The 25,399-nt window shown below is 60.5% G+C and carries 21 protein-coding genes and 4 pseudogenes; 19 read left to right on the forward strand and 6 right to left on the reverse strand.

Going from position 1 to position 25,399, the window contains the following annotated elements; all coding sequences use genetic code 11:
- Window positions 1-6 precede the first annotated feature (6 nt).
- Together ACYZTX_RS11140 and eat are read right to left on the reverse strand one after the other, a co-directional pair.
- The gene (locus tag ACYZTX_RS11140) at window positions 7-174 is read right to left on the reverse strand and encodes a DUF2897 family protein (protein ID WP_462034092.1); all 168 of its coding nucleotides are present in this window, start codon (window positions 172-174) and stop codon (window positions 7-9) included.
- Between the two features lie 228 nt (window positions 175-402).
- Window positions 403-1,767 (reverse strand): ethanolamine permease, encoded by a 1,365-nt coding sequence (gene eat, locus ACYZTX_RS11145; RefSeq protein WP_462034093.1) that lies wholly within the window; start codon window positions 1,765-1,767, stop codon window positions 403-405.
- A 405-nt stretch (window positions 1,768-2,172) separates the two neighbouring features.
- On the opposite strand from eat, the gene kdpF reads away from it, so the two are divergent.
- From kdpF to ACYZTX_RS11175, 6 genes are all read left to right on the forward strand, one after another.
- Window positions 2,173-2,262: a K(+)-transporting ATPase subunit F gene (gene kdpF / locus ACYZTX_RS11150; RefSeq protein ID WP_007899818.1), complete on the forward strand. Its 90-nt coding sequence runs from the start codon at window positions 2,173-2,175 to the stop codon at window positions 2,260-2,262.
- A gap of 8 nt (window positions 2,263-2,270) precedes the next feature.
- Window positions 2,271-3,965 carry a potassium-transporting ATPase subunit KdpA gene (gene kdpA / locus ACYZTX_RS11155; protein ID WP_462034094.1) on the forward strand — a complete coding sequence of 565 codons (1,695 nt, stop codon included), beginning with the start codon at window positions 2,271-2,273 and terminating at the stop codon, window positions 3,963-3,965.
- A gap of 10 nt (window positions 3,966-3,975) precedes the next feature.
- Complete coding sequence (gene kdpB / locus ACYZTX_RS11160) at window positions 3,976-6,033, forward strand: potassium-transporting ATPase subunit KdpB (protein WP_462034095.1); 2,058 nt, start codon at window positions 3,976-3,978, stop codon at window positions 6,031-6,033.
- Window positions 6,034-6,187: 154 nt separating this feature from the next.
- Complete coding sequence (kdpC, locus tag ACYZTX_RS11165; RefSeq protein ID WP_462034096.1) at window positions 6,188-6,733, forward strand: potassium-transporting ATPase subunit KdpC; 546 nt, start codon at window positions 6,188-6,190, stop codon at window positions 6,731-6,733.
- 120 nt (window positions 6,734-6,853) lie between these two features.
- Window positions 6,854-9,499: a DUF4118 domain-containing protein gene (locus tag ACYZTX_RS11170; protein WP_462034097.1), complete on the forward strand. Its 2,646-nt coding sequence runs from the start codon at window positions 6,854-6,856 to the stop codon at window positions 9,497-9,499.
- A gap of 68 nt (window positions 9,500-9,567) precedes the next feature.
- Complete coding sequence (locus tag ACYZTX_RS11175; RefSeq protein WP_462034098.1) at window positions 9,568-10,266, forward strand: response regulator; 699 nt, start codon at window positions 9,568-9,570, stop codon at window positions 10,264-10,266.
- A gap of 144 nt (window positions 10,267-10,410) precedes the next feature.
- On the opposite strand, the gene ACYZTX_RS11180 is transcribed toward ACYZTX_RS11175, so the two are convergent.
- Window positions 10,411-11,451, reverse strand: coding sequence for a patatin-like phospholipase family protein (locus tag ACYZTX_RS11180; protein WP_462034099.1), 1,041 nt, complete (start codon window positions 11,449-11,451; stop codon window positions 10,411-10,413).
- 223 nt (window positions 11,452-11,674) lie between these two features.
- Here ACYZTX_RS11180 and ACYZTX_RS11185 point away from each other — a divergent pair, with 223 nt between their 5' ends.
- From ACYZTX_RS11185 to ACYZTX_RS11195, 3 genes are all read left to right on the forward strand, one after another.
- A complete protein-coding gene (locus ACYZTX_RS11185; protein ID WP_462034100.1) occupies window positions 11,675-11,953 on the forward strand; it encodes a hypothetical protein in 279 nt (92 codons plus the stop codon).
- Window positions 11,954-11,998: 45 nt separating this feature from the next.
- The gene (locus ACYZTX_RS11190) at window positions 11,999-12,766 is read left to right on the forward strand and encodes a CHAD domain-containing protein (RefSeq protein ID WP_462034101.1); all 768 of its coding nucleotides are present in this window, start codon (window positions 11,999-12,001) and stop codon (window positions 12,764-12,766) included.
- 218 nt (window positions 12,767-12,984) lie between these two features.
- On the forward strand, window positions 12,985-13,782 hold the full coding sequence (locus ACYZTX_RS11195) for an acyl-CoA thioesterase (protein WP_462034102.1): 798 nt from the start codon (window positions 12,985-12,987) through the stop codon (window positions 13,780-13,782).
- Window positions 13,783-13,809: 27 nt separating this feature from the next.
- Here ACYZTX_RS11195 and ACYZTX_RS11200 read toward each other — a convergent pair.
- A pseudogene (locus tag ACYZTX_RS11200) lies at window positions 13,810-14,025 on the reverse strand (Mpo1-like protein); the annotation flags it as partial.
- Between the two features lie 221 nt (window positions 14,026-14,246).
- A complete protein-coding gene (locus ACYZTX_RS11205) occupies window positions 14,247-15,728 on the reverse strand; it encodes a methyl-accepting chemotaxis protein (RefSeq protein ID WP_462034103.1) in 1,482 nt (493 codons plus the stop codon).
- A 178-nt stretch (window positions 15,729-15,906) separates the two neighbouring features.
- Between ACYZTX_RS11205 and ACYZTX_RS11210 the strand changes: the two genes are divergently transcribed.
- The 7 genes and pseudogenes from ACYZTX_RS11210 to ACYZTX_RS11240 all read left to right on the forward strand — a co-directional run.
- On the forward strand, window positions 15,907-16,437 hold the full coding sequence (locus ACYZTX_RS11210; RefSeq protein WP_462034104.1) for a hypothetical protein: 531 nt from the start codon (window positions 15,907-15,909) through the stop codon (window positions 16,435-16,437).
- Window positions 16,438-16,520: 83 nt separating this feature from the next.
- On the forward strand, window positions 16,521-16,712 hold the full coding sequence (locus ACYZTX_RS11215; RefSeq protein ID WP_253438614.1) for a PLDc N-terminal domain-containing protein: 192 nt from the start codon (window positions 16,521-16,523) through the stop codon (window positions 16,710-16,712).
- A gap of 222 nt (window positions 16,713-16,934) precedes the next feature.
- Window positions 16,935-17,168: a hypothetical protein gene (locus tag ACYZTX_RS11220; RefSeq protein WP_461973342.1), complete on the forward strand. Its 234-nt coding sequence runs from the start codon at window positions 16,935-16,937 to the stop codon at window positions 17,166-17,168.
- 214 nt (window positions 17,169-17,382) lie between these two features.
- The gene (locus ACYZTX_RS11225; protein ID WP_059404670.1) at window positions 17,383-17,724 is read left to right on the forward strand and encodes a ribonuclease E inhibitor RraB; all 342 of its coding nucleotides are present in this window, start codon (window positions 17,383-17,385) and stop codon (window positions 17,722-17,724) included.
- 166 nt (window positions 17,725-17,890) lie between these two features.
- Window positions 17,891-18,967, forward strand: a pseudogene (locus ACYZTX_RS11230) (circularly permuted type 2 ATP-grasp protein); the annotation flags it as partial.
- A gap of 13 nt (window positions 18,968-18,980) precedes the next feature.
- Window positions 18,981-19,130, forward strand: a pseudogene (locus ACYZTX_RS11235) (alpha-E domain-containing protein); the annotation flags it as partial.
- Window positions 19,129-19,584, forward strand: a pseudogene (locus ACYZTX_RS11240) (transglutaminase-like domain-containing protein); the annotation flags it as partial. The pseudogenes ACYZTX_RS11235 and ACYZTX_RS11240, both read left to right, overlap by 2 nt.
- Window positions 19,585-19,699: 115 nt before the next feature.
- On the opposite strand, the gene ACYZTX_RS11245 reads toward ACYZTX_RS11240, so the two are convergent.
- Window positions 19,700-20,506 (reverse strand): c-type cytochrome, encoded by an 807-nt coding sequence (locus ACYZTX_RS11245; protein WP_462034105.1) that lies wholly within the window; start codon window positions 20,504-20,506, stop codon window positions 19,700-19,702.
- 596 nt (window positions 20,507-21,102) lie between these two features.
- Here ACYZTX_RS11245 and ACYZTX_RS11250 point away from each other — a divergent pair.
- From ACYZTX_RS11250 to ACYZTX_RS11260, 3 genes are all read left to right on the forward strand, one after another.
- Window positions 21,103-22,308 (forward strand): acetyl-CoA C-acetyltransferase, encoded by a 1,206-nt coding sequence (locus ACYZTX_RS11250; protein ID WP_462034106.1) that lies wholly within the window; start codon window positions 21,103-21,105, stop codon window positions 22,306-22,308.
- A gap of 25 nt (window positions 22,309-22,333) precedes the next feature.
- Window positions 22,334-24,478: a 3-hydroxyacyl-CoA dehydrogenase NAD-binding domain-containing protein gene (locus ACYZTX_RS11255; protein ID WP_462034107.1), complete on the forward strand. Its 2,145-nt coding sequence runs from the start codon at window positions 22,334-22,336 to the stop codon at window positions 24,476-24,478.
- 95 nt (window positions 24,479-24,573) lie between these two features.
- Window positions 24,574-25,302, forward strand: coding sequence for an amidotransferase (locus tag ACYZTX_RS11260; RefSeq protein ID WP_462034108.1), 729 nt, complete (start codon window positions 24,574-24,576; stop codon window positions 25,300-25,302).
- Window positions 25,303-25,399: the final 97 nt, after the last annotated feature.

The raw sequence follows: 25,399 nt of genomic DNA on the forward strand, positions 1-25,399 counted from the left end.
TTTGATCTAGCGGTCCTGCGCATCCTTGGCATCCGCTTCCGCGTTGCGTTCAGCGATGCGCTTGCGTTGCTCCTCGGTCAGATCGACCTTGTTGGCGGTGTCACGCAGCATCATCAAACCACCAACGATCGAGCCGATTGCAACGACCAGAATCAACCAGGCATACCAGGGCATAGGGCTCTCCTTAAGGGCAGGCCGATTGACGGGTTTCGCCAACCGATCGTGCATACCACTTTGAGCGATTCATTTTCGCAGTGGTTCCATTCTATGCCTGATCTGCCGTAGACACCGTACATCCTTGTAGGAGCTGCCGCAGGCTGCGATCTTTTGATTTTGGCATCATTACGATTGCTAAAGATCAAAAGATCGCAGCCTTCGGCAGCTCCTACGCGGATCGTGTCTTTATAAGCCAGTCAGCATCGCGTCCACCGGTGCATCCGCGCGCAACTGTGCCGTGAGCATGAAGTACACGAACCCCACCGCCATGAAGCCCAGGAAGATCAGCCCGATCAACGTGTTGAACCAGGCCATCGCCACCAGGCAGACCACCGCCAGCACCAGCGCAATCATCGGCACAAATGGGTAGCAAGGCGCGCGAAAGGTACGCTCCAGATTCGGTTCGGTTTTGCGCAGTTTGAACAGGCTGAGCATGCTCATGATGTACATCACGATCGCCCCGAATACCGCCATCGTGATCATCGCTGCCGTCAGCGTCATGCCGCCCAGGTTGATCAAACCATCACTGTAGATCGCGGCAATGCCGATCACGCCGCCAGCGATGATTGCCCGGTGCGGGGTCTGAAAACGGGACAACTTGGCCAGGGATGCCGGCAGGTAACCGGCACGGGCAAGGGCGAAGAACTGCCGCGAGTAGCCAAGGATGATTCCGTGGAAACTCGCCACCAGGCCGAACAGGCCGATCCACACCAGCATGTGCAACCAGCCCGAGTTTTCGCCGACCACGGTTTTCATCGCTTGCGGCAGCGGATCGTTGATGTTCGACAGGGTGCGCCAGTCACCGACGCCGCCGGCAAAGAACATCACGCCCATGGCCAACACCACCAAAGTCAAAATCCCGCTGATGTAGGCTTTCGGAATGGTGCGTTTCGGGTCCTTGGCTTCTTCGGCGGCCATGGCGGCGCCTTCGATGGCCAGGAAGAACCAGATGGCAAACGGAATCGCCGCGAACATCCCGGCAATCGCCGGGGCGCCAAACACATCGGAACCGGCCCAGCCGTTGAGCGCAAAATTGCTGAAGCTGAACGCCGGGGCGACCACGCCCATGAACACCAGCAGTTCCGCTACTGCGAGTACGCAGACCACCAGTTCAAAGGTTGCCGCCAGTTTCACCCCGAGGATGTTCAGGCCCATGAACACAATGTAGGCGCCGACCGCTGCGTGCTTCGGATCGAGGGCGGGAAACTGCACGTTGAGGTAGGCACCGATTGCCAGTGCGATGGCCGGCGGGGCGAAGACGAATTCGATCAGCGTCGCCAGCCCGGCGATCAATCCGCCTTTCTCGCCAAAGGCGCGACGGCTGTAGGCAAAGGGACCGCCGGCATGGGGGATCGCGGTGGTCAGCTCGGTGAAACTGAAGATGAAGCAGGTGTACATCGTGGCGACCATAAAGGACGTCACCAGAAAACCGAGTGTGCCTGCCACGCCCCAGCCGTAACTCCAGCCGAAATACTCACCGGAAATCACCAGCCCGACCGCAATGCCCCACAGGTGCAGCGTGCCCAGCGTGGGTTTGAGTTGTGTGTTCATGCGTTTGCTCCCTGAACGGTTTGGAAAGCTCGGGGGAGGGTGTTTGCAGCGGGCGTGCCATTTTGTATTTGTGCGTCGCAAAGCGCTGAAAACTGTCGTATCGCGGATGTTCGGTGCTGGATGACTGCTTTTTTTGCGCCAGTTGGGAGCAGCAGCGCTTGTTATGCCCCTTCGCGAGCAGGCTCGCTCCCACATTTGGAATGCAGTCGTCCAGACAATGCCGATCCCCTGTGGGAGCGAGCCTGCTCGCGAAGAGGCCCGTCAGAACACCGCTGTAACGCCGGCATAAACCCACTCTTTACGCGTTCTTTATGCACAGCCAACCCCCTCGGTCTCGTTCCTTTACAGCCTCCCTGCCGACAATGGCTCCACACGCGGCAATACGCCGTAACACGGAGAATTTCCATGAGCGTTCTGGACGGGGTGTCACTGCTATTGGCAGTGGGGCTGTTCATTTATCTGTTGGTTGCGCTGTTGCGCGCGGACCGGAACTAGGAGCGGCTATGCACAGTTATGACTATTGGCTGATCCTCGCCTTCTTCGCCGTGGTGCTGATTCCGGCACCGTTCCTGGGGCGCTTCTACTACAAGGTGATGGAAGGACAGCGAACCTGGCTTTCACCGATCCTCGGACCGGTGGAGCGTGGATGTTATCGGGTGGCCGGCGTTGATCCGCAGGCCGAACAGAGTTGGCAGAAGTACACCCTGGCCTTGCTCGCCTTCAACCTCGCGGGCTTTTTGCTGTTGTTCGCGATTCTGTTGTTCCAGGACCACTTGCCACTGAACCCGCAGAACCTGCCGGGTCAAGAGTGGACGCAAGCGTTCAATACCGCCGTCAGCTTTATGACCAATACCAACTGGCAGTCGTACAGTGGCGAAGCGACCCTGAGCTACCTGAGTCAGATGGTCGGCCTCACCGTGCAGAACTTCGTCAGCGCCGCCACCGGCCTCGCCGTGTTGGTTGCCCTGTGTCGCGGGATCGGCCGCAAGTCGAGCAAGACCCTCGGCAACTTCTGGGTCGACATGACCCGCGCCACCCTTTACGGCCTGCTGCCGCTGTGCCTGCTGCTGGCGCTGTATCTGGTCTGGCAGGGCGTGCCGCAAACCTTCGCGCACTACGTGAATGCCGTGACGATGCAAGGCGTCGATCAGGTGATCCCGCTTGGCCCGGCCGCCAGTCAGATTGCGATCAAGCAACTGGGCACCAACGGCGGTGGTTTCTTCGGCGTCAACTCGGCGCACCCGTTCGAGAACCCGACGGCGTGGAGCAACCTGTTTGAAGTCGGCTCGATCATTCTGATCCCTGTGGCGCTGGTGTTCACCTTCGGCCACTACGTGAAAGACCTGCGTCAGAGCCGCGCGATCATCGCCTGCATGCTGGCGTTGTTCCTGATCGGCGGCGCCACGTCGCTGTGGGCTGAATACCAGCCGAACCCGACCCTGAACAACGTCGCCGTCGAACAGACCGCACCGCTGGAGGGTAAGGAAGCGCGCTTCGGCACCACCGCCACCGTGCTGTGGTCGGTGACTACCACCGCGGCGTCCAACGGTTCGGTCAACGGCATGCACGACAGCCTTAACCCGCTGAGTGGCATGGTCGCGATGGTCAACATGATGGTCGGCGAAGTGATCTTCGGCGGCGTCGGTGCCGGGCTCTACGGCATGTTGTTGAACGTGTTGATCGCGGTGTTCCTCGCCGGCCTGATGATCGGCCGCACCCCGGAATACCTCGGCAAGAAACTGCAAGCCAAAGAGGTCCAGCTGCTGGTGGTGACCTTGTTGGTGATGCCAGTCGGCGTGCTGGTGCTCGGCGCGATTGCCGCGAGCCTGCCCGGCCCGGTCGCAGCAGTCAGCAACCCCGGCGCTCACGGTTTCAGCCAGTTGCTGTACGCCTACACCTCGGCCAGTGCCAACAACGGTTCGGCGTTTGGCGGCTTCGGGGCCAATACCGCGTTCCACAACTTGATGCTGGGACTTGGCATGTTGATCGGTCGCTTCGGTTACATCCTCCCGGTTCTGGCACTGGCCGGCAGCCTGGCGATGAAGAAAGCCGCACCGATCGGCCAGAACAGCTTCCCGACTCATGGCCCGCTGTTCGTGACCTTGCTGACCGTGACCATTTTGCTGGTGGGTGGTTTGACCTTCTTGCCGTCGCTGGCGCTTGGTCCGATTGCTGAACACTTGAGCATGGGCTTCTAAGGAGTTAATGATGAATATGCCCGTAACCAAAACCGCCACCGTCAAGGCGCCGGAACAACCGAAAACCGCGATCTCGGCCCTCTGGCGCCCGGCGCTGGTGCAAGCCTTCGTCAAGCTCGACCCACGGCAATTGCAGCGTGCGCCGGTGATGCTGGTGGTCGAACTGACCGCCATCCTGACCACCGTGCTGTGCTTCATTCCCGACACGGCGGTGCCGACCTTTGTCGCCGCGCAAATCGCGCTGTGGCTGTGGTTCACCGTGCTCTTCGCCAACTTCGCCGAAGCCTTGGCCGAAGGTCGCGGCAAGGCCCGCGCCGACAGCCTCAAGGCCGGTAGCGAAGGCTTGAGCGCTCGACGCAAAACCAGCAACGGTGCCTTTCAAGTGGTGCCGGCCACCAGCCTGCGCAAGGACGATGTGGTCCGTGTTGAAGCGGGGGAAATGATCCCCGGTGACGGCGAGGTGATTGAAGGCATCGCGGCGGTCAACGAAGCGGCGATTACCGGTGAATCCGCGCCAGTGATTCGCGAGTCCGGCGGCGACCGCTCGGCCGTCACCGGCAACACCCGGCTGGTCTCAGACTGGTTGTTGGTGCGGATCACTGCTAATCCTGGCGAGTCGACGCTGGACCGCATGATCGCCCTGGTCGAAGGCGCCAAACGCCAGAAAACCCCGAACGAAGTGGCGCTCGACATCCTGCTGATCGGCCTGACCCTGATCTTCCTGCTGGTGGTCGTCACGCTGCAACCGTTCGCCCACTTCGCCAACGGCAGCCTGCCGCTGGTGTTCCTGGTGGCGTTATTGGTCACGCTGATTCCGACCACCATTGGCGGTCTGTTGTCGGCCATCGGTATTGCCGGAATGGACCGTCTGGTGCGCCTGAACGTGATCGCCAAATCCGGTCGCGCCGTGGAAGCGGCGGGGGACGTACACGTCCTGCTGCTGGACAAGACCGGCACCATCACTTTCGGTAACCGTCGTTGCACCGCGGTTTACGCGGCACCTGGCGTTACCGTCAAGGAACTCGCCGAGGGTGCGTTGTTCGCCTCGCTGGCCGATGACACCGCTGAAGGTAAATCCATCGTCGAGTACCTGCGCGGTCTTCACCCGCAACCCGAGCCGTCCCCCGAGGTGCTGACCGCCGTGCCGTTCAGCGCTGAAACCCGCCTGTCTGGTGTCGACTATCAGGGCCGGGTCTATCGCAAAGGCGCGGTGGATTCGCTGCTGACCTTCGTCGGCCTGAAACGCGCCGACCTGGCCGCGCCGCTGTCCCGGGAAATAGACAAGATCGCCCAGAGCGGCGGCACGCCGTTGCTGGTCTGCGCCGACGGTAAATTGCTCGGCGCGATCCACCTCAAGGACGTGGTCAAGCCCGGCATCCGCGAGCGTTTCGCCGAGCTGCGCAAACTGGGGATTCGCACGGTCATGGTGACCGGCGACAACCCGCTGACCGCTGCGGCGATTGCGGCCGAAGCGGGCGTGGATGACGTGCTGGCCGAAGCCACGCCGGAGAAGAAACTGGCGCGCATTCGCCACGAGCAGAACGACGGTCGCCTGGTCGCCATGTGCGGCGACGGCGCCAACGACGCTCCGGCCCTGGCCCAGGCGGACGTGGGCATGGCGATGAACGACGGGACGCAAGCGGCGCGCGAGGCGGCGAACATGGTCGACCTCGACAGCGACCCGACCAAGCTGCTGGACGTGGTGCAGATTGGTAAAGAACTGCTGGTGACCCGCGGCGCGCTGACGACGTTTTCCATCGCCAACGACGTGGCCAAGTACTTCGCGATTCTGCCGGCGCTGTTCGCCTCGATCTACCCGCAACTGGGCGTGCTGAACGTCATGCACCTGAGCAGTCCGCAGAGCGCGATTCTGTCGGCGATTGTGTTCAACGCCTTGATCATTGTGGTGCTGATTCCGTTGGCATTGCGCGGCGTGCGCGTGCAGGCGGCGAGTGCGGCGGCGTTGCTGCGTCGCAATTTATTGATCTATGGATTGGGCGGGCTATTGGTGCCGTTTGTGGGGATCAAGGCGATCGACATGCTGCTCACTGCGTTGCATTTGGTTTGACCCTTTGCGGTGTGCCAGGCACACCGCCTTCGCGAGCAGGCTCGCTCCCACATGGGAATGTGGTGCTTTTGTGGGAGCGAGCCTGCTCGCGATGAATGCACCACGGCGTAGCTGAATAAACGCTGACTTGTTCATTGAATTCGAGGATTCTGAAATGTCCACAATGATACGCCCGGCCCTGAGCCTGCTCGTCCTGATGACCCTGATCACCGGCGTCGCCTATCCACTGGTAGTCACTGGTGTCGCCCAGGTCGCATTTCCGGACCAGGCCAACGGCAGCCTCATACACGACGCCGATGGCAAGGTCCGCGGCTCCTCACTGATCGCCCAGGATTTCGTCGGTGACGCCTGGTTCCATCCACGGCCATCGGCCGGTGCCTTTGCCACCGTGTCGAGCAGTGCCAGTAATCTCTCGCCGAGCAACCCGGCCCTGGCCACTCGGGTGATCGACGATGCCAATAAACTGCAGGTGCCAGGCCAGGGTCCAGTGCCATTGGCCATGTTGACCACCTCTGGCAGCGGTCTCGATCCCCACTTGCCACCGGCAGCGATTGTCTATCAACTGGCGCGTGTTGCGGCGGCGCGCAATCTGCCGGTGGCGACCCTTCAGCAGTTGCTTGATGCGCACATCGAGCAGCCGTTGGTGGGGCCGCCGGTGGTGAATGTGCTGGCGTTGAATGCGGCGCTGGAAAAGCTGTAGATCAAAAGATCGCAGGCTTCGCCAGCTCCTACATTGAATGGCGTACACCCTGTAGGAGCTGCCGAAGGCTGCGATCTTTTAAGGCAGCACACAATCCAAAATCGAACAAGGCAATGACAGATGAGTGACTCCGGCCGCGCCGACGCGTTGTTAGCAGACCTGCCCCGGGACGGCCGTGGCCGGCTCAAGGTTTTTCTCGGCGCCGCACCCGGTGTCGGCAAAACCTACGCCATGCTGCAAGCGGCACACACCCAACTGCGCCAGGGTGTGAAAGTCATTGCCGGCGTGGTCGAAACCCATGGCCGCGCCGAAACCGAAGCGCTGCTCGGCGGCTTGCCGCAGCAGCCGTTGGTGCGCTCGGAATACCGTGGCGTGATGCTCGAAGAAATGGACCTCGACGGCCTGCTCGCCGCCAAACCGAAACTGGTGCTGGTGGACGAACTGGCCCACAGCAACGCGCCCGGCAGTCGCCACACCAAACGCTGGCAAGACATTCAGGAACTGCTCGCCGCCGGCATCGACGTGTTCACCACGGTCAACGTCCAGCACCTGGAAAGTCTTAACGACAAAGTGCGTGGCATCACCGGCGTGCAGGTCCGCGAAACCCTGCCGGACTGGGTGCTGCAAGAGGCCTACGAACTGCTGCTGATCGACCTGCCGCCGCGCGAGCTGCTCGAGCGTCTGCGCGATGGCAAGGTTTACGTGCCGGAGCAGGCGAGGGCGGCCATCGATGCTTTCTTCACTCAGACCAACCTCACGGCCCTGCGTGAACTGGCGATGCAAACCGCCGCCGCTCAGGTCGATGATGATTTGGCCCAGGGCTATCGCCAGCTCGGTCAAGCGGCGCCAGCGGTACGCGGTCGCCTGTTGGTCGGTGTCGATGGTGATGCACAAGCCGAGCGTCTGGTGCGTCACGCCAGTCGCGTCGCCCAGCGTCGGCATTTGCCGTGGAGCCTGGTGCATGTGGACAACGGCAGCGTGCGTGACGAGCAATCGCGCCTGCGTCTGCAAAGTGCCCAGCAACTGGCCGAACGCCTCGGTGGCGAAGTCGTGCTGCTGCGCGCGGGTGAAGTGGCGAAAACCCTGATCCAGCATGCCGCCGAACGTCGCGCGAGCCTGGTGTTGGTGGGGCAGTCCCGGCAGCGGTTGCGTCGGCGCTTGTTCGGCGGCGGTCTGGCGTCACGCTTGCTGCGCAATGCGCGCGGGCTGGAAATCAACGTCCTCGACAGCGATCACGAACAGCATCAGCCGCGTCAGCGTTCGGCGCAGACGCTGGTGTGGTTCGACTACGCGCTGGCGCTGATGGCGACGGTGCTCGCCAGCGCCTTGGCCTGGGCGGTGGCGAGTGTGTTGCCGCTGCCCAATATCTCGCTGGTGTTTCTCGCCGCGGTGTTGCTGGTGGCGGTGCGCAGCAGCCTCGGCCCGGCGCTGGCCTGTGCGGCGTTGTCGTTTCTGACCTACGATTTTTTGTTCATTCCGCCGACTTTCTCTTTCAGCATCCAGCGCGAAGAAGACGTGCTGACCTTGTTGTTCTTCCTGCTGATGGCGGCGCTCACCGGTAACCTCGCGGCCCGACAGCGGCGGCAGTTACAAGCCCTGCGCGACACTCAGGAAGAAACCACCGAACTGCTCGACCTGTCACGCAAACTCACGGCCGCCACCGACCGTCAGGCGGTGGTCAACGCAGCGGCCCAGCACCTCAACGGCTGGAGTGATCTGCAATTGTGCCTGCTCAATCAAGACGGGCAGGGTGGCTGGAAAGTTGAAACCGGTGGCCCGCTCGAGTTTTCCGAAGCCGAGCGCGCTGCCGCCGATTGGGCCTGGCAACACGATCAACCGGCGGGCGCGGGCACCGGCACGCTGCCGTTCGGGCGTTGGTGGTGGTGGCCGTTGTCGGTGGAAGACGGGCCGCTGGCATTGCTCGGTGTGTGTGCCAAAGAGGGCCAGACCTTGAGCGGTCAGCGTCGCCGTTTGTTGACCGCGTTGAGCCAGCCGCTGGCCCAGGCGCTGGCGCGTGCGCAATTGGCCGAAGACTTGGAAGCCGCTCGGCTGCACGGCGAAACCGAGCAACTGCGCAGTGCCTTGCTGGCCTCGGTGTCCCACGATTTGCGCACGCCGCTGACCTCCATGCGCGGCAGCATCGACAGCCTGTTGGCCCTCGGTGAAGCGATCCCGCTGGAGGATCGCCGCGAACTGCTCGAAGGTACTCGCGATGAAGCCGAACGGCTCGATCGCTACATTCAAAACCTGTTGGACATGACCCGCCTCGGGCACGGCGCCCTGAAGCTCGCGCGGGACTGGGTGTCGCCGGCCGACATCGTCGGCAGTTCACTCAATCGTCTGCGCGCCGTGCTGGCGCCGTTGCAGGTGACCACCGAAGTGCCGCCGGAGTTGCCGCTGCTTTACGTCCACGCCGCACTGATCGAACAGGCGCTGGTCAACGTGCTGGAGAACGCCGCGCGTTTTTCACCGTTGCACGGCCGCCTGCAATTACGCACCGGGGCTGATGACCGCGAGCTGTTTTTTTCGGTGAGCGATGAAGGACCGGGGATTCCGCACGAAGAACGGGCGAAGATTTTCGACATGTTTTACACCGCCGCGCGCGGTGATCGTGGCGGGCAGGGCACAGGGCTGGGGCTGGCGATTTGTCAGGGCATGGTCGGTGCCCATGGCGGGCGGATCAGCGTCGCCGATGGCATCGAAGGGCGGGGCACCTGCATCACCTTGCACCTGCCGTTGCAGGCTCAGCCGGCCTTTGAAAATTAAGAGCCGAAAGTGAAGCCTGATCGCGCTTGCGTTACTCTCTTGCCACCTCTTTGTGTTGATGTGAATTCATGAGCCAGACCGCGACCATTTTGGTCATCGACGACGAACCGCAGATCCGCAAATTCCTGCGCATCAGCCTCGTCTCCCAGGGCTACAAAGTACTCGAAGCCGGTACCGGAACCGAAGGCCTGGCCCAGGCCGCGCTGAATAAACCGGACCTGCTGGTGCTCGACCTCGGTTTGCCGGACATGGACGGCCAGCAAGTGCTGCGCGAGTTTCGCGAGTGGTCGACGGTGCCGGTGCTGGTGCTCTCGGTGCGTGCCAGTGAAGGGCAGAAAGTCGAAGCGCTCGATGGCGGCGCCAACGACTACGTGACCAAACCGTTTGGTATTCAGGAATTTCTGGCCCGGGTTCGTGCGTTGTTGCGCCAGGCACCGGCGGGAGAAGCTCAAACGGCGGCGCTGACCTTCGGCCCGTTGACCGTCGATCTGGCTTATCGCCGGGTACTGCTCGATGGCACCGAAGTCGCGTTGACCCGCAAGGAATACGCGGTGCTGGCGCAACTGGCGCGACATCCTGGGCGGGTCATCACCCAGCAGCAACTGCTCAAGGACATCTGGGGGCCGACCCATACCGAAGACACTCACTATTTGCGGATTGTGGTCGGGCACTTGCGCCAGAAACTGGCAGACGACCCGACCCAGCCGCGGTTCATCGTCACCGAGGCGGGGGTCGGGTATCGGTTGTTGAGTGAGGGCAGCCTTTAGTTTTAGTGTTGAAAGTTCCGGCCCCTTCGCGAGCAGGCTCGCTCCCACAGTGGATTTAGGTAATACACAAATTTTGTGTGCACCAAAGATCAATTGTGGGAGCGAGCCTGCTCGCGATGAGGCCCTCACCTTCACCCGAGAATCTCAGGAATCCCGCTCTTTCTCATACCGATCCATCGTATCCCGCGCAATTTCCCGCCCCAGCGCGATCAGCTCCGGCGCTTTATAGAACTCGAAAAACCGGCACACCCGCTTTGGCACGTTGATCAAAATATCCGGCGGGTAACCGGCGATTTTGTACTGCGCCAATGAGGTTTGCATCACCTCGAAACTCTGGTTAATCAGGTCCAGCAAAGAGGCCGGGCCGACGTTGTCAATGATGAACGAACCTGTGGCGGACTTCGGGGCGCCGGCGCGTTCAGGGGCGGCTGCCGGTTGCTGGGCTTCGGGTTCGGCGGATTCGATCCACGGGTTGATCTCGGCCGCTTCTGCCATCAACGCTTCCTTTTCCAGCAGCAGCAATTGTTCCGCCTGTTTGCGGCGAAATGGAAATTTTGAACCGAGCGAGTTGATCAGGCTGTCGAAACGCGTTTTGAACGCCGCCGGACGCTGGATCACCGGTAATTGATAGTGGCGCTGGTTGGTGGAGTTGAGGTTGACCGCGATGATCAGATCGCAATGACTCGACACCACCGGCACGATCGGTAAAGGGTTGAGGATGCCGCCGTCCACCAGCATGCGATTGCCCTGCATCACCGGAGTGAACAGGCTGGGAATCGCCGCCGAAGCGCGCATGGCCTGATGCAGGCAGCCTTCCTGGAACCAGATTTCCTGCTGGTTGGTCAGGTCGGTCGCCACCGCCGTGTAAGGGATGCGCAGGTCTTCAATATTTATCTCGCCGACGATCTTGCGGATCTGCCCGAAGACCTTCTCCCCGCGAATCGCCCCCAGACGAAAACTGACGTCCACCAGACGCAAGACGTCGAGGTAGTCCAGGCTTTCGATCCAGTCGCGATACTCGTCGAGTTTGCCGGCCGCATAGATCCCGCCGACCACCGCGCCCATGGAGCAACCGGCGATGCAGGCGATGTCGTAGCCACGCCGCTCGATCTCTTCAATGACACCGATATGGGCATAGCCCCGGGCTCCACCTGAGCCCAGCACCAGTGCGACACGCTTTTTCATGAATCGCCCTCGTCTGACAAGGTTCAACAATGCACCCATCGAGGGGCGCGCTTCAATCGCTAAGGTCGTTTCGTGAGGCGAGTGCGTCTTTTTTTTCGACACTCCATGGCGGCAGATGGGTATTCTCGCGAGTGCTAAATTTTCCGCGGTGGGACCAAGGCACTTTTCACGCGCCAGACCGTCTTAACTGCACGACTGTTGACCTATTTTTGAGGTGTGAGTGATGAAAGCCTGGATCTGTGTGCCATTGATTGCCCTGGCCCTCGCCGGTTGCGCCGGCAAAACCGCTTACCGTGACAGCTGCGCCAGCGGGATCGATGCGGCGTGGCGTGAACTCGACCTGGCCAAGGCCGACGGTTTCGCTGGCAACGTCAGCTACTCCAAGGCCCTGTCGCTGTTGACCGGCGCCAAGACCCAGCAGCAATTCGAAGCGTTCGAAGGCTGCACCAAGAAGGCCGAAAAGGCGCGCTTCTATATTCGTGAGTCACGCGCCGGCCGTTGAGGCATGATGTAGGCAATTGGGGGAATTCGATTCAGGGAGCAAATGATGTCTGCCTTGGTTGATCGGTTGGTGGCTCATGTCCTGGGCCTGGAAGTTCGTCTGCTGGCCTGTCAGGCGCGTTTGAGTGCCCGCACCGACCCTGAAGCGCTGCACGATCTGCGCACCACGGTTCGCCGTTTGCGCAGTCTGCTGCGGCCATTGCGCGGCTTGCCCGGGGTCGAACAGTTGGAAGCGGCGGCGTCCCGGGTCGGCGACCTGACCACGCCGTTGCGCGATCGCGAAGTGCTGGCGGCGTACTTGCTCCAGCATGATCAACCCGAGGCTGCCCATCGGCGCATGGCGCAAATGGCCGAGGCTTATCCGGCGGTGGCGGCAAGTCCTGAAGTGGCGCAGCTGCTGATGATCCTCGACGCCTTTCCGCGTTTTTTACGGGCCTCCCAGCGTCAGGGCTTGCTCAAGGGCTTGCGTCAGCGCATCGAAAAACGCCTGGCCAACCAATGGAAAAAACTCGATAAGGCCCTGCACGATCCTGCCCATGATCGTCATCGTTTGCGCTTGCTGATCAAGCGTGTGCGCTATGGGATCGAAGCCTATCCCGAGCTTGATCGATTGCCGAAACCGGCGCTGCCCAGACTCAAATCGGCCCAGGGTGCGTTGGGCGATTGGCACGATTGCTGGCAATGGTTGGCCCGGTCCGAACAGGAAGCCGATTTGCAGCCTTGTGTGGCCGTCTGGAAAACCACCATGGCCAAGGCCGAAGACCGCGCCGACCGCGTCCTCGACAAATTCAGCGCCGCCTGTTTCAAATCCTGAAACCACCGAGATCACTGTAGGAGCTGCCGAAGGCTGCGATCTTTTGATCTTTAGCGTCATCACTGACACCGAAAGTCAAAAGATCGCAGCCTTCGGCAGCTCCTAGGTAGAACATGTGTATCCGGCCTATTTGTCAGAGTCTTTGGCCGGAATAGGCGCTGTGCCGTCCTCGCAGGCTGGTTAAGATCCCTTCATCCTTTTCCCGCACTGAGGTTTCCATGCGCTTTTCCGATTTGCTCGACGCCGTCCGCAGCCAGCCGCTGGAGCTGTCTATCCCGGCCGAATGGGCTCAGGGGCGTGCCAGTTTCGGTGGCCTGGTGGCCGCCTTGCAATACGAAGCCATGCGCGCAAAAGTCCCGGCGGATCGTCCGGTGCGTTCGCTGGCGATCACCTTTGTCGGCCCTGTCGAGCCTGAAGTGCCGGTCAGCTTTGAAGTCGATGTGCTGCGCGAAGGCAAGGCCGTCAGCCAGGTGCTGGGCCGGGCGATGCAGAAGGGTCAGGTGGTGACGTTGGTCCAGGGCAGCTTCGGCGCCTCGCGACCGTCGGAAGTGGCGGTGTCCGCCGAACCGGCACCCGAGATGAAGCATTGGGACGACTGCCAGGAATTGCCTTACATCAAAGGCGTGACCCCGGAATTCATGCGCCATCTGGCGATGCGCTGGAGCGTCGGCGGTCTGCCGTTCACTGGCAACACATCGCGCCAGATGGGCGGCTGGGTGCGCTTGCGCGGGGACGTGAAGGAAGAGGCCGTCAGCGAGTCGCATATCCTGGCGTTGGTCGACGCCTGGCCACCGGCGCTGTTGCCGCACCTGAAAAAACCGGCGATGGGCAGCACGCTGACCTGGACCATCGAATTCGTCCAGCCGTTGCTTGAACTGAGTACGCTGGACTGGTGCAAATACCTCGTCGACATCGAGCATGCCGCTGACGGCTACGGTCATGCGGCTGCGAAGCTGTGGAGCGCGGACGGTCAGTTGATTGCCATAAGCCGGCAGACGGTGACGATTTTCGCCTGATCAGTGACGACGGTGGCGCTCACGCTGACCATGGCGTTGCAGGCCGATCGCTGCGAGCAGGCCGATCACACCGATCGCGACATTCGCAAAGCTCAGACTGAACACCCCCGTGACAATCAGCAAAAAAGCTACGATGAACAGCGGCACGGCAATCAGGTGCAGCACCCGATTGGTCGGGTGCTGGTGATTGTTCGGGTACACACGCCATTGCCAGGCGGGCAGGTTTGGGTGACGTTTGCCCATGATGGTACTCCTCGATCCATGTTGAACACATGATTGAAGAATAGGCCGGGCCAATGCGGGCGGCGAATCAAGGTTGGCTATCGAAATGATAGGTGGCCATGTTCGGAATCGATGTTGATTGAGCTGACGCCTTCGCGAGCAGGCTCGCTCCCACAGTTGACCGAGTTCTTCCAGAAGAAATGCGATCCACTGTGGGAGCGAGCCTGCTCGCGAAGGGGCCCTTACAGCTTCAGCTGCCCTATAGCCTTGCTCAATTCCCCAGCCAACGCCGCCAGTTCATGACTGGTGGTCGCCGAATTCACAGTCTGCTGCACGGTGGTCTCGGTCACATCCCGAATGCTCACGATCGACCGGTTCATCTCTTCCGCCACGTGGCTCTGCTGCTCGGCGGCCACAGCGATCTGCGTATTGCTTTCACGCATCTGCGCCACTGCGCTGGTGATTTCCGCCAACGCTGCGCCGGCTTCCTGAGCCTGCTGCACGCAATCGTCGGCCTTGAACGAGCTTTCCTGCATGAAGTCCACTGCGTCCCGGGTCCCGGCCTGCAACGCCGAAACCATGATCGTGATCTCGTCAGTGGACGTCTGGACACGCTTGGCCAGGTTGCGCACTTCATCAGCGACAACCGCAAAGCCGCGACCCATTTCACCGGCACGGGCCGCTTCGATCGCTGCGTTCAGCGCCAGCAGATTGGTTTGCTCGGCGATGCTGTGAATCACACTGACCACGCCGTTGATCTTCTGACTGTCCTCGGCCAGACGCTGAATCATCTCGGCAGTCTGCTGCACCCCGCTGGACAATCCGGTAATCGACTTCTGCACCCGACTGACCACTTCCTGCCCACTGCCGGCCAGGGTGTCGGCGGCTTGCGAGAGGTCGCGAGTGGCGCCAGCGTGCTGGGCAATGTGATGGACCGTGGCAGTCATTTCGTTGATCGCCGTGGCGGCCTGATCGGTTTCGCTTTGCTGACCGAGCATGCCGTGACGCACCTCGTTCATGCTCGACGCCAGCCGTGCCGCGCCGACATCCAGTTGCCGGGCGGTGTTGGCAACGGTGTTGACTACCCGCTGGTAACCGGCCTGCATGGCGTTGAATGCGTTGGCCATCTGCCCGACTTCGTCTGTACAGGCCAGCGGCACACGGGCCGACAGGTCACCGGTTTTCTCGACGTGAAGCATGACGTCTTTCAGCGTATTGAGCTGGCTGAGCAGGAAGCGGATCAACAACTGCGAAGCGCCGAGCATCGCCAGCATCAGGATCGCTACCGCCACTGCATAGTTGGGTAAACGCTCGCCAAATACCTGGGTCAGGCTCGGGCCATGGGCAATCACCGCAACCTGATTGCCATCCGTGTGCGTAAACACTTCGGCGCCCATCAACGGGTTGTTGCCGAACAGCGGCATGGCATTGATCCCGACCCAGCCATTGGTATCGGTCAATTCCAGTACCGGTTGCTCGTTCAGCAACGGTGCCTGCCCGCGACTGTAAGTCAGCACGTTATCGGCTTTGGGCAGTGGTTGCCCGGCAGGCCAGGCGCTGAGCAGTCGCGCCTGGGCCTGTGCCGATGCCTGGGAGGCATGGCTGCGGGCCTGTTGTTCGAGTTGCACGGCATAGATCACCAGCAACAAGGTCGTGACAAAGGCGACAGCGTTGACCGCCCAGAATTTATATTTCAGTGAGATATTGCTAAGCCAGGCACCCATGGAGGTCTTCTCTGATAGCGGAAACAATTTCGGCAAGGTGCCAGTATTTTGCCGCTACTCAGTGCGCCAGATCTTGATGTGGGTCAACAATCCCGACCCTGCTCGCGCACAGGAATTGCGCAGCGTAATGCGCTATCCTTCGCGGCTTCAAAATTCCCTCGCTACAGGATTCCGCCCCATGAAAGCCGCACTCGTCGAACTCATCAGCAAAATAAGCTCCGGGTGCATGAGCGATGACGAAATCCTGAAAGTCGCTGACGAAGCGGCCCAGGCCTACGCCGATCCCGAGGCTTTTCTGACGGCCAATCCGGACATCAACTACGACGACACGTTCCCGATTCCGCTGGGTGAGTGGGTGGTCGTGGGCAGCCTGCCGGAAACCGTGCTGTTCCAGGCTGACACCTACATGGACCTGTTCGCCCAGATCGTCGCCTCGTTCGGGCCCGGCGTTGATTTCAACATCAAACCCAAGCAACTGGCCAAGACCGAAGCGCTGACCGCGCTCAATCGCATTCAGGTGCAGATGAGCAGCATGAACAAGGAAAGCGGCGGCTACGTGCTGATGAACTTCAGTCAGCTGCTCGACGACGAACTGCAAGTGGTGCTGGTCTACGGTAACGACGTGCCGCGCGTGCTCGAGTTGTGCGCCGAAGTCGGCATCACTGCCGCACCTTCCCTGGAAGCCCTGAAAGTGGCGATCCACGTCTGAAGCCTACAGGGCGCTAATAAAAAGGAACCCTCGCCATGGCCCGGCGGTCCTAAGAGTGCAAACAACTCTTATGGAGCGTCACCATGGGTTCCACGTTCAACGGTCTGATTGGCCTGATTATTCTTGCCCTGGACATCTGGGCGATCATCAACGTGCTGAAAAGTGGTGCTGACACCGGGATGAAAATCGTCTGGGTGCTGTTGATCCTGTTGCTGCCGGTCCTGGGCCTGATCATCTGGGCCATCGCCGGGCCACGGGGTAACGTGCGGATCTGATTGCATTCCCGAAAACGACACCGAACCTGTGGGAGCTGGCTTGCCTGCGATTCAGGCGGCACGGTCTGTCAGGCATACCGCGGCGATCCCATCGCAGGCAAGCCAGCTCCCACAGGATCTGCGTTTTTCATGCTTCTACGCCGTAATCGATTTGAACGATCAGTCAGGGTAAAAGTCCAGATAGAGGTAAGCCCATTCGCGGGTTTTATCGAGGAGGCACTGATGCAAAAGTGGAAAATCACTTTCGTGGATGATCACGGTGAAACAGTTGATGAAGTCTTTGAGTGCGACGAGTGCCCGGATAACGAGCAAGCCGCAAAACTCATTAAGGCTCGGCTCCTTCCTGTCGCCGCCGAACTGGATCTGAATGATCTGGAAGGGCGAACCGCTGATGCGAGCGTCAAAAATCTTAAAACCCAGAACAGCATACAAATCCTCGGCATTACTCCTGTCTGATACCTCTCCCCTCACATTCACAACCAGGCCTTGGCAGCGGCTCTATCTTGGGGCTACTCTGCAAGCGAGATCAGCGAACGGATCGCTAAGGTCTGGTCTTGTCAGCTACATGCTTGCTTCCCACCGGCAATGTTGTTGCCGCATCGCTCGCCCCATTCGGTTGCGAGTGCCGGGAATACGGAAAGTCTATCCATCAGTCTGAGGGGGACGTTTCATGAGCACAGCCTATCAAGAAGACATCAGCAGCAGCGTGTTGCGCCGCATGAAAGAAGGCGGTTTTGACTTTTCACGATTCCATCCCATCGAGTTCTACGCCATTTTCCCGGACGAGGAGCGGGCGCGCAGGGCGGCAGGGCATTACTGTGGTGAATCCTTGAATGCACAAATCAGCGTGCGCGACGACGGCGCGTGGTACCTGGAACTGAGCAAAGTGATGTACGCCACCTATGACGGGATCGGCGACTTTGAGCAGGATTTCGAGGCGGTGGTCGAGCCTTTGGGCGGCATCATCGAAGGATGGGGCGTCAAGCAGGAGGTACGAGGGCTACTCGCATAACTTATGAACAGTGATAACACTCAGCAACGGCTGACCTTCGGGTTGGCCGTTTTCGTTTGTGGGGTTTGGAAAGATCAAGAGATCGCAGCCTCGTTTAACTCGACAGCTCCTACCTTGGAATGCGTTCTCCTGTAGGAGCTGTCGAGTGAAACGAGGCTGCGATCTCTTGATCGTGTCCGAACAGGTGCTGGCCAACGAGCAATACCAGTTGGCGATGCAAGGGCTGGATCTGCACCGCGATATCTATTCCCACATTTCGGGCGTCGATCTGGTGCGCGATGGCGACGGCACGTACTACGTGCTCGAAGACAATCTTCGTACTCCGAGCGGCGTCAGTTACATGCTCGAAGACCGCAAGATGATGATGCGGTTGTTCCCCGAGTTGTTCGCGGCCCAGCGCATTGCCCCCATCGACCATTATCCGAACCTGTTGCTCGACACCCTGAAAAGCTCCAGCCCGATCGATAACCCGAGCGTAGTGGTGCTGACGCCGGGCCGCTTTAACAGCGCGTTCTTTGAACATGCGTTTCTGGCGCGGGAAATGGGCGTTGAACTGGTGGAAGGCGCGGACCTGTTCGTACGTGACGATAAGGTGTTCATGCGCACCACGGACGGGCCGAAAGCCGTCGACGTGATCTACCGTCGCCTCGACGATGCGTTCCTCGATCCGCTGGCGTTCAACCCGGACTCGATGCTTGGCGTTCCAGGGCTGCTGTCGTCGTACCGCTCCGGCAACGTCGTGCTGGCGAATGCGATCGGTACCGGTGTGGCGGATGACAAGTCGGTGTATCCATTCGTCACGGACATGATCCGTTTCTACCTGGATGAAGAGCCGATTCTGAAGAACGTGCCGACGTGGCAGTGCCGTAATCCCTCCGAACTGTCCCACGTACTGGCCAATCTTCCGGATCTGGTGGTCAAGGAAACCCAGGGCTCAGGCGGTTACGGCATGCTGGTGGGGCCGGCGGCGACGGCGGCGGAAATCGAGTCATTCCGCGCGCGGATCAAAGCCAAGCCCCATGCGTACATCGCGCAACCGACGTTGTCCCTGTCTACCTGTCCGACCTTTGTCGAAAACGGCATTGCTCCACGCCACATCGACCTGCGTCCGTTTGTATTGTCTGGCCGCGAAACCCGGGTTGTGCCCGGCGGTTTGACCCGTGTTGCCCTGCGCGAAGGCTCCCTGGTGGTGAACTCCTCCCAGGGCGGTGGAACCAAGGACACCTGGGTGGTCGAGGATTGAAAGGAAGCCTGCCATGTTAAGTAGAACTGCCTCGGATTTGTATTGGATGTCGCGTTACCTGGAGCGGGCGGAAAACCTCGCACGGATGCTCGACATCAGTTATTCGCTGTCGCTGATGCCGCAGGATGGCCGAGGTGACGGTCTGCACGAACTGGCCATGCCGGGATCGCACGGCGCTGATCGATTTGATGCATGGCTTGAACCAGCACATGACCTACACGCCGGGCTCCACGGAAGTGGACACCAGCGCCGCTCAGGCCTTCGCCGGGCGTTCGGGCGTCTGCCAGGACCACACCCATGCGTTTCTCGCCTGCGCTCGCAGTCTGGGCATTCCTTCACGTTATGTGTCGGGCTACTTGTACAGCGAGAACAGCGAACACCTGGCCAGTCACGCCTGGGCGGAAGCCTGGCTCGATGACGCCTGGTACAGCTTCGACGTGACCAATGAATTGGCACGGCCTGAGCGTCATCTGAAACTGGCGGTGGGTCTGGATTACCTGGATGCCTGCCCGGTGCGGGGCATGCGGCGTGGCGGTGGGTGTGAGCAGATGCATGCGAAGGTGTTTGTGTCACCAACGCCGATGCCGGCTCCTGTGATTTCGGTGCAACAACAGTAGTCCTGAACACCCCCCTGTGGGAGCGAGCCTGCTCGCGAAAGCGGTGTGTCAGCCACAAGTTTGCTGACTGAAAGAGCGCTTTCGCGAGCAGGCTCGCTCCCACAGGGGGATAGTGTCAGGGTTTAACCTTGCGCCCAGCCATATGCCTCAAATACCCCACCAACATCTCCAGATCCCCGTCCGGCAACACCGTCGCCGAGAACCCGGGCATTTTCGCCTGCGGCCACTGCCGCAAACTCTGCGGATCACGAATGTAGCGCTTGAGGAAATCCGCGCCGAAGTACTCGGTCGGGTTAAACGGAATATTCAGGTCCGGCCCAAACTGCGCATCCCCGGCACCGTTCAATCGATGACACGCCAGGCAATGCTTCTGGAACAGCGCAAAGCCCTTGTTCACCGGATCGTCGGCCTTAAGCGCCGGATCGGGCAGCAGGGCAGGGAAGCGTTGGCTCACTGGTGCCATGCGCTTGATGCTCGCCACCTGAAATGGCCATTGCTCGGGGCTGATGTTGCCCGCCTGCGGATCGGTCCAGACCAGATAGAACGGTCCGGCGCCGGGCTTGCCTTCCGACAGCGCTGGCCACGGCTTGGCGGGCTCTTCAATCGCCAGCCATGCGCGCGCACCCTGGGTATCGAGCAACGGCGCAGCCGACAGTTCTGCGGCGAAACCATCCAGGGCAACAGCCTGTAGGTGGTCGTCAGGCTTGATGCCGGTCAACAACGCAGCCAACGGAACAGCGCGATAGCTCATGTCCCGTTTGTAGGCGACGTCGTTGCTGATTGTGATGGTCTGAACCTGAGGATGCTTGAGCAATTCCTCGGTTTGCCAGATGCGACTGCTCGCGCCCAGCTCAAGGTTCAACTGAGCGGCAGACAGAGGCGTGCTGAGCAGCAAGGCCCCAAACAGAATGAGCGTTTTCAATTAATCGCCGTCCATGTCGTGGAAGTGCCGCAAAGGTTGGCACACCCACGCTGGCCCGGGTAGCGAGCCAGTCACATTTTTAATAGGGCGATATAAAACCTGTCGCTAAGTCAGCCGATCACCTTGGTCAGGTTCGGCAAAATCAACAACAGCGTAGTGGCGAATAGAATGAGCCCGGCTTGACGTACTTTCGATTGTTTGAACATGGCTTGACCGCCTTTATTGTTATTTCCCGATGCCTGCCTGCATTTCTCCATGACGGCAGAGCGTTGCACTTCCTGTTGGACGAGCGCCTCGGCAAAACCCGACGACAACTTCGTACATGTTCACCTTAGAGCCCGCGTCACGCTTGGCTTAGATCCATTCGTATGGTCTTCATATAAATTGCTCTTAAAATGGCATGAGGCCTATTGCCAGCTTCTTGGCCGCCCGTTGGCTAGACAGCTTGGTGTCCTGAATCGGTCAAACCGATGGTTCTCTACCGTCCGTCTGAGCGTGTCCGTCAACGTCAGTGAGCGCTGCGGTCATTGAATCCATGGCCGCTCGGCCTAAGGTGGGAACTCTGTATTTACTCCCCGCCCAGGTTCGAGGACGTCATGACCCAAGCTTTGATTTTCGACGCGATACGCACGCCCCGCGGCAAAGGCAAGGCCAATGGCGCCTTGCACAGCGTCAAACCGGTGAACCTGATCGCCGGACTGCTAAAGGCGCTGCAACAGCGCACTTCCCTCGACACAAGTCAGGTCGACGATGTGGTGCTCGGCTGCGTGACGCCCATCGGCGACCAGGGCTCCGACATCGCCAAAGCCGCGACGCAGGTGGCCGATTGGGACGTCAGCGTGTCGGGGCTACAGATCAATCGCTTCTGCGCATCGGGGCTGGAGGCGGTGAACCTCGGCGCGATGAAAGTGCGTTCCGGCTTCGAAGACCTGGTGGTGGTCGGCGGCGTCGAGTCCATGTCCCGCGTGCCGATGGGCAGTGATGGCGGTGCTTGGGCACTGGACCCGGAAACCAACTTTCATAGCCAGTTCATCCCTCAGGGCGTGGGTGCTGACCTGATCGCGACGCTGGAGGGCTTCAGCCGCCAGGACGTCGATGCCTATGCGCTGCACTCCCAGCAAAAGGCTGCGCGGGCCAGGGCCGACGGCTCGTTCAACAAGTCGTTGGTGCCGGTGCAGGACCAGAACGGCATCATCCTGCTCGATCACGATGAATTCATCCGCGCCGAATCGACCCTGGAAGGCTTGGGCAAGCTCAAGCCGAGCTTCGAGATGATCGGGCAAATGGGTTTCGACGCCACCGCGCTTCGGGTCTACAGCCATGTCGAACGGATCAACCACGTGCACACGCCGGGCAATAGCTCGGGCATCGTCGATGGCGCGGCGCTGATGCTGATCGGTTCCGAGGCCAAGGGGCGGGCGTTGGGCTTACAGCCACGGGCGCGGATCGTTGCCACTGCCGTCACCAGCACTGATCCGACCATCATGCTCACCGGCCCCGCACCGGCTACCCGCAAGGCCTTGGCCAAGGCCGGGTTGCGGGTCGAAGACATCGACCTGTTCGAGGTCAACGAAGCCTTCGCCTCGGTGGTGCTGAAATTCATCAAGGACATGGCGATCGACCCGGACAAGGTCAACGTCAACGGCGGCTCCATCGCCATGGGCCACCCGCTGGGTGCCACCGGCTGCGCCATTCTCGGCACGCTGCTCGATGAACTGGAAACCCGGCGCCTGCGCTATGGCCTCGCGACGCTGTGTGTCGGCGGCGGCATGGGCATTGCCACCATCATCGAACGCCTCTGAGCCCCGACCTTAAGGAACAATTGACATGACCGAAGCCATTCGTTACGAAAAAGGCCAGGACCAGATCGTCGTCCTGACCATCGACATGCCGGGACAGAGCGCCAACACCATGAACGCGGTCTACCGCGAAGCCATGGCCGCTTGTGTCACCAGACTCGATGCCGACAAAGATGCTATCGCTGGCGTGATCATCACCTCGGCCAAAAAAACCTTCTTCGCCGGTGGCGACCTCAATGAGTTGATCAAGGTCGGCAAGCCCCAAGCCAAAGCCTTCTATGACATGGTGCTGTCCCTCAAAGGGCAGCTGCGCACCCTGGAAACCCTCGGTAAACCGGTGGTCGCGGCCATCAACGGCGCCGCGTTGGGCGGCGGTTGGGAAATCTGCCTGGCGTGCCATCACCGGGTTGCGCTGGACGATTCTTCGGTGCAACTCGGCTTGCCGGAAGTGACGCTTGGCCTGCTGCCGGGCGGTGGCGGGGTGGTGCGCATGGTGCGGATGCTCGGCATTGAAAAAGCCTTGCCGTACCTGCTCGAGGGCAAGAAAGTCCGGCCGCAGCAGGCGTTGCGGGCAGGTTTGGTTGATGAGTTGGCGACGGATCGTGATGAACTGTTGGCCAAGGCGCGCGCCTGGATTATCGCCAATCCTTCGGTTGTGCAGCGCTGGGACGTGAAGGGTTACCAGATTCCGGGCGGTACGCCGTCCAACCCGAAAGTCGCGCAAATGCTGGCCATCGCGCCGTCGATCCTGCGCAGCAAAACCAATGGCTGCCTGCCCGCACCAGAGAAAATCCTCTGCGCCGTAGTGGAAGGTGCTCAGGTGGATTTCGACACTGCGCACCTGATCGAAACCCGTTACTTCACCGAATTGACCACCGGCCAGGTATCGAAGAACCTGATTGGCACGTTGTGGTTTCAACTCAATGAGATCAATGCCGGTGGCTCGCGGCCCCAGGGCTTTGCGCCTTACGTGACGCGTCGCGTGGGTGTGCTGGGCGCCGGCATGATGGGCGCCGGTATCGCCTTTGTCAGCGCATCGGCCGGCATCGACGTGGTGCTCAAGGACATCAATCTTGCGGCAGCGCAGAAGGGCAAGGCTCATTCGGCGGCGCTGCTGGACAAGAAGGTTGCTCGTGGCCAATTGAGTGCTGATCAGCGCGATGCAACGCTGGCGCGAATTCACCCCACTGAAAGCGATGCCGATCTGGACGGTTGCGATCTGATTGTTGAAGCGGTGTTTGAAGATCGCGATCTGAAAGCCAACGTTTCTTCGGCTGCGCAAAAAGTCGTTGGCCCGGACACGGTGATCGCTTCCAACACATCGACCTTGCCGATCAGCGGCCTCGCTACCGCCGTGCCGGATCAGAGCAAGTTCATCGGCCTGCATTTCTTCAGCCCCGTGGAGAAAATGCCACTGGTGGAAATCATCAAAGGTGCCCGTACCAGCGACGAAACCCTGGCTCGCGGGTTCGATTTCGTCGTGCAAATCAAGAAAACCCCGATTGTGGTCAACGACAGCCGCGGCTTCTTCACCTCGCGGGTGTTCGGCACGTTCACCAACGAAGGCATCGCCATGCTGGGCGAAGGCGTGAGCGCGCCGATGATCGAGACCGAAGCGCGCAAGGCGGGCATGCCGATCGGGCCTCTGGCGATCTCCGACGAAGTTTCCCTCAGCCTCATGAGCCATATCCGCCAGCAAACGGCCAAAGACCTGCAAGCGGAAGGGAAACCGCTGATTGAGCACCCAGCATTCGCTGTGATTGACTTGCTGCTCAATGAATACACGCGGCCCGGTAAAGCCGCTGGAGGCAGTTTCTACGATTACCCGGCCGGTGGCCAGAAGCATCTGTGGCCGGAGTTGAAAATCCGTTTCGAGAAGGCTGACGGGCAGATTTCGCCGAAGGACGTGCGTGATCGGCTGCTGTTCGTGCAAGCCATCGAAACCGTACGCTGTGTGGAGGAGGGTGTGTTGACCTCGACGGCGGACGCCAACGTCGGTTCGATCTTCGGTATCGGCTTCGCCGCCTGGACCGGCGGCGCGCTGCAGTTCATCAACCAGTACGGGGTGAAAGACTTCGTCGCCCGCGCCCAATACCTGGCGGAGCAGTATGGCGAGCGATTCGCCCCCCCTGCACTGCTGCTGGAAAAAGCGGCCAAAGGGGAGGCGTTCTAGGGGACGGGTGACGCATTCCGGGGCTTGCCTTGCCACCCTGTTTCAAGGCAGGCTCTGGGGTGTGCATTATTCCCATCAAGTGTCAGGTATTTTTTATGTCGTTACGCATCTGCATTCTGGAAACCGACATCCTGCGTCCGGAACTGATCGGTCAATATCAGGGTTACGGGCAGATGTTCCAGCGTCTGTTTTCGCAGCAACCCATCGCTGCCGAGTTCACCGTGTACAACGTGATGCAGGGCGAGTACCCGAGTGATGAGCTGACCTTCGACGCCTACCTGGTCACCGGTAGCAAGGCCGATTCCTTCGGCACCGACCCGTGGATTGAAACCCTCAGGACTTACCTGCTGACCCGCTACGAGCGCGGCGACAAACTGCTGGGCGTGTGCTTCGGCCATCAACTGTTGGCGCTGCTGCTGGGTGGCAAAAGCGAACGTGCGACCCAGGGCTGGGGCGTCGGCACGCACAGCTACAAACTCGCCGCCAAGGCGCCATGGATGAGCCCGGTGAGGGAAGAGCTGACTTTGTTGATCAGCCACCAGGATCAGGTCACCGCGCTCCCGGAAAACGCCACGGTCATCGCTTCCAGCGAATTCTGCCCGTTTGCCGCGTACCACATCAACGATCAGGTGCTGTGCTTCCAGGGGCATCCGGAATTCATTCACGATTACTCGCGCGCGCTGTTGGATATTCGTCAGCAAGCGCTGGGCGAGCAGATTTATTCGAAGGGAATGGCGAGCCTTGACCTCGAGCATCACGGCACGACCGTTGCGGAGTGGATGATGCGGTTTGTGGCGCACAAGCCATCAACTGAAGCGCTATAAAGTCAAAAGCTTCGCGAGCAAGCCCGCTCCCACATTTGACCGCGGTTTAATGTGGGAGCGGCGGTGCGACGATTCGACTTGCTCGCGAATGGGGACA

Source organism: Pseudomonas sp. MDT1-17 (assembly GCF_054898105.1).

Bases quoted from the DNA above. Each gene is read 5' to 3' on its own strand.
- ACYZTX_RS11140 (WP_462034092.1), bottom strand. From the start codon at position 174: ATGCCCTGGTATGCCTGGTTGATTCTGGTCGTTGCAATCGGCTCGATC.
- eat (WP_462034093.1), bottom strand. From the start codon at position 1,767: ATGAACACACAACTCAAACCCACGCTGGGCACGCTGCACCTGTGGGGC.
- kdpF (WP_007899818.1), top strand. From the start codon at position 2,173: ATGAGCGTTCTGGACGGGGTGTCACTGCTATTGGCAGTGGGGCTGTTC.
- kdpA (WP_462034094.1), top strand. From the start codon at position 2,271: ATGCACAGTTATGACTATTGGCTGATCCTCGCCTTCTTCGCCGTGGTG.
- kdpB (WP_462034095.1), top strand. From the start codon at position 3,976: ATGAATATGCCCGTAACCAAAACCGCCACCGTCAAGGCGCCGGAACAA.
- kdpC (WP_462034096.1), top strand. From the start codon at position 6,188: ATGTCCACAATGATACGCCCGGCCCTGAGCCTGCTCGTCCTGATGACC.
- ACYZTX_RS11170 (WP_462034097.1), top strand. From the start codon at position 6,854: ATGAGTGACTCCGGCCGCGCCGACGCGTTGTTAGCAGACCTGCCCCGG.
- ACYZTX_RS11175 (WP_462034098.1), top strand. From the start codon at position 9,568: ATGAGCCAGACCGCGACCATTTTGGTCATCGACGACGAACCGCAGATC.
- ACYZTX_RS11180 (WP_462034099.1), bottom strand. From the start codon at position 11,451: ATGAAAAAGCGTGTCGCACTGGTGCTGGGCTCAGGTGGAGCCCGGGGC.
- ACYZTX_RS11185 (WP_462034100.1), top strand. From the start codon at position 11,675: ATGAAAGCCTGGATCTGTGTGCCATTGATTGCCCTGGCCCTCGCCGGT.
- ACYZTX_RS11190 (WP_462034101.1), top strand. From the start codon at position 11,999: ATGTCTGCCTTGGTTGATCGGTTGGTGGCTCATGTCCTGGGCCTGGAA.
- ACYZTX_RS11195 (WP_462034102.1), top strand. From the start codon at position 12,985: ATGCGCTTTTCCGATTTGCTCGACGCCGTCCGCAGCCAGCCGCTGGAG.
- ACYZTX_RS11205 (WP_462034103.1), bottom strand. From the start codon at position 15,728: ATGGGTGCCTGGCTTAGCAATATCTCACTGAAATATAAATTCTGGGCG.
- ACYZTX_RS11210 (WP_462034104.1), top strand. From the start codon at position 15,907: ATGAAAGCCGCACTCGTCGAACTCATCAGCAAAATAAGCTCCGGGTGC.
- ACYZTX_RS11215 (WP_253438614.1), top strand. From the start codon at position 16,521: ATGGGTTCCACGTTCAACGGTCTGATTGGCCTGATTATTCTTGCCCTG.
- ACYZTX_RS11220 (WP_461973342.1), top strand. From the start codon at position 16,935: ATGCAAAAGTGGAAAATCACTTTCGTGGATGATCACGGTGAAACAGTT.
- ACYZTX_RS11225 (WP_059404670.1), top strand. From the start codon at position 17,383: ATGAGCACAGCCTATCAAGAAGACATCAGCAGCAGCGTGTTGCGCCGC.
- ACYZTX_RS11250 (WP_462034106.1), top strand. From the start codon at position 21,103: ATGACCCAAGCTTTGATTTTCGACGCGATACGCACGCCCCGCGGCAAA.
- ACYZTX_RS11255 (WP_462034107.1), top strand. From the start codon at position 22,334: ATGACCGAAGCCATTCGTTACGAAAAAGGCCAGGACCAGATCGTCGTC.
- ACYZTX_RS11260 (WP_462034108.1), top strand. From the start codon at position 24,574: ATGTCGTTACGCATCTGCATTCTGGAAACCGACATCCTGCGTCCGGAA.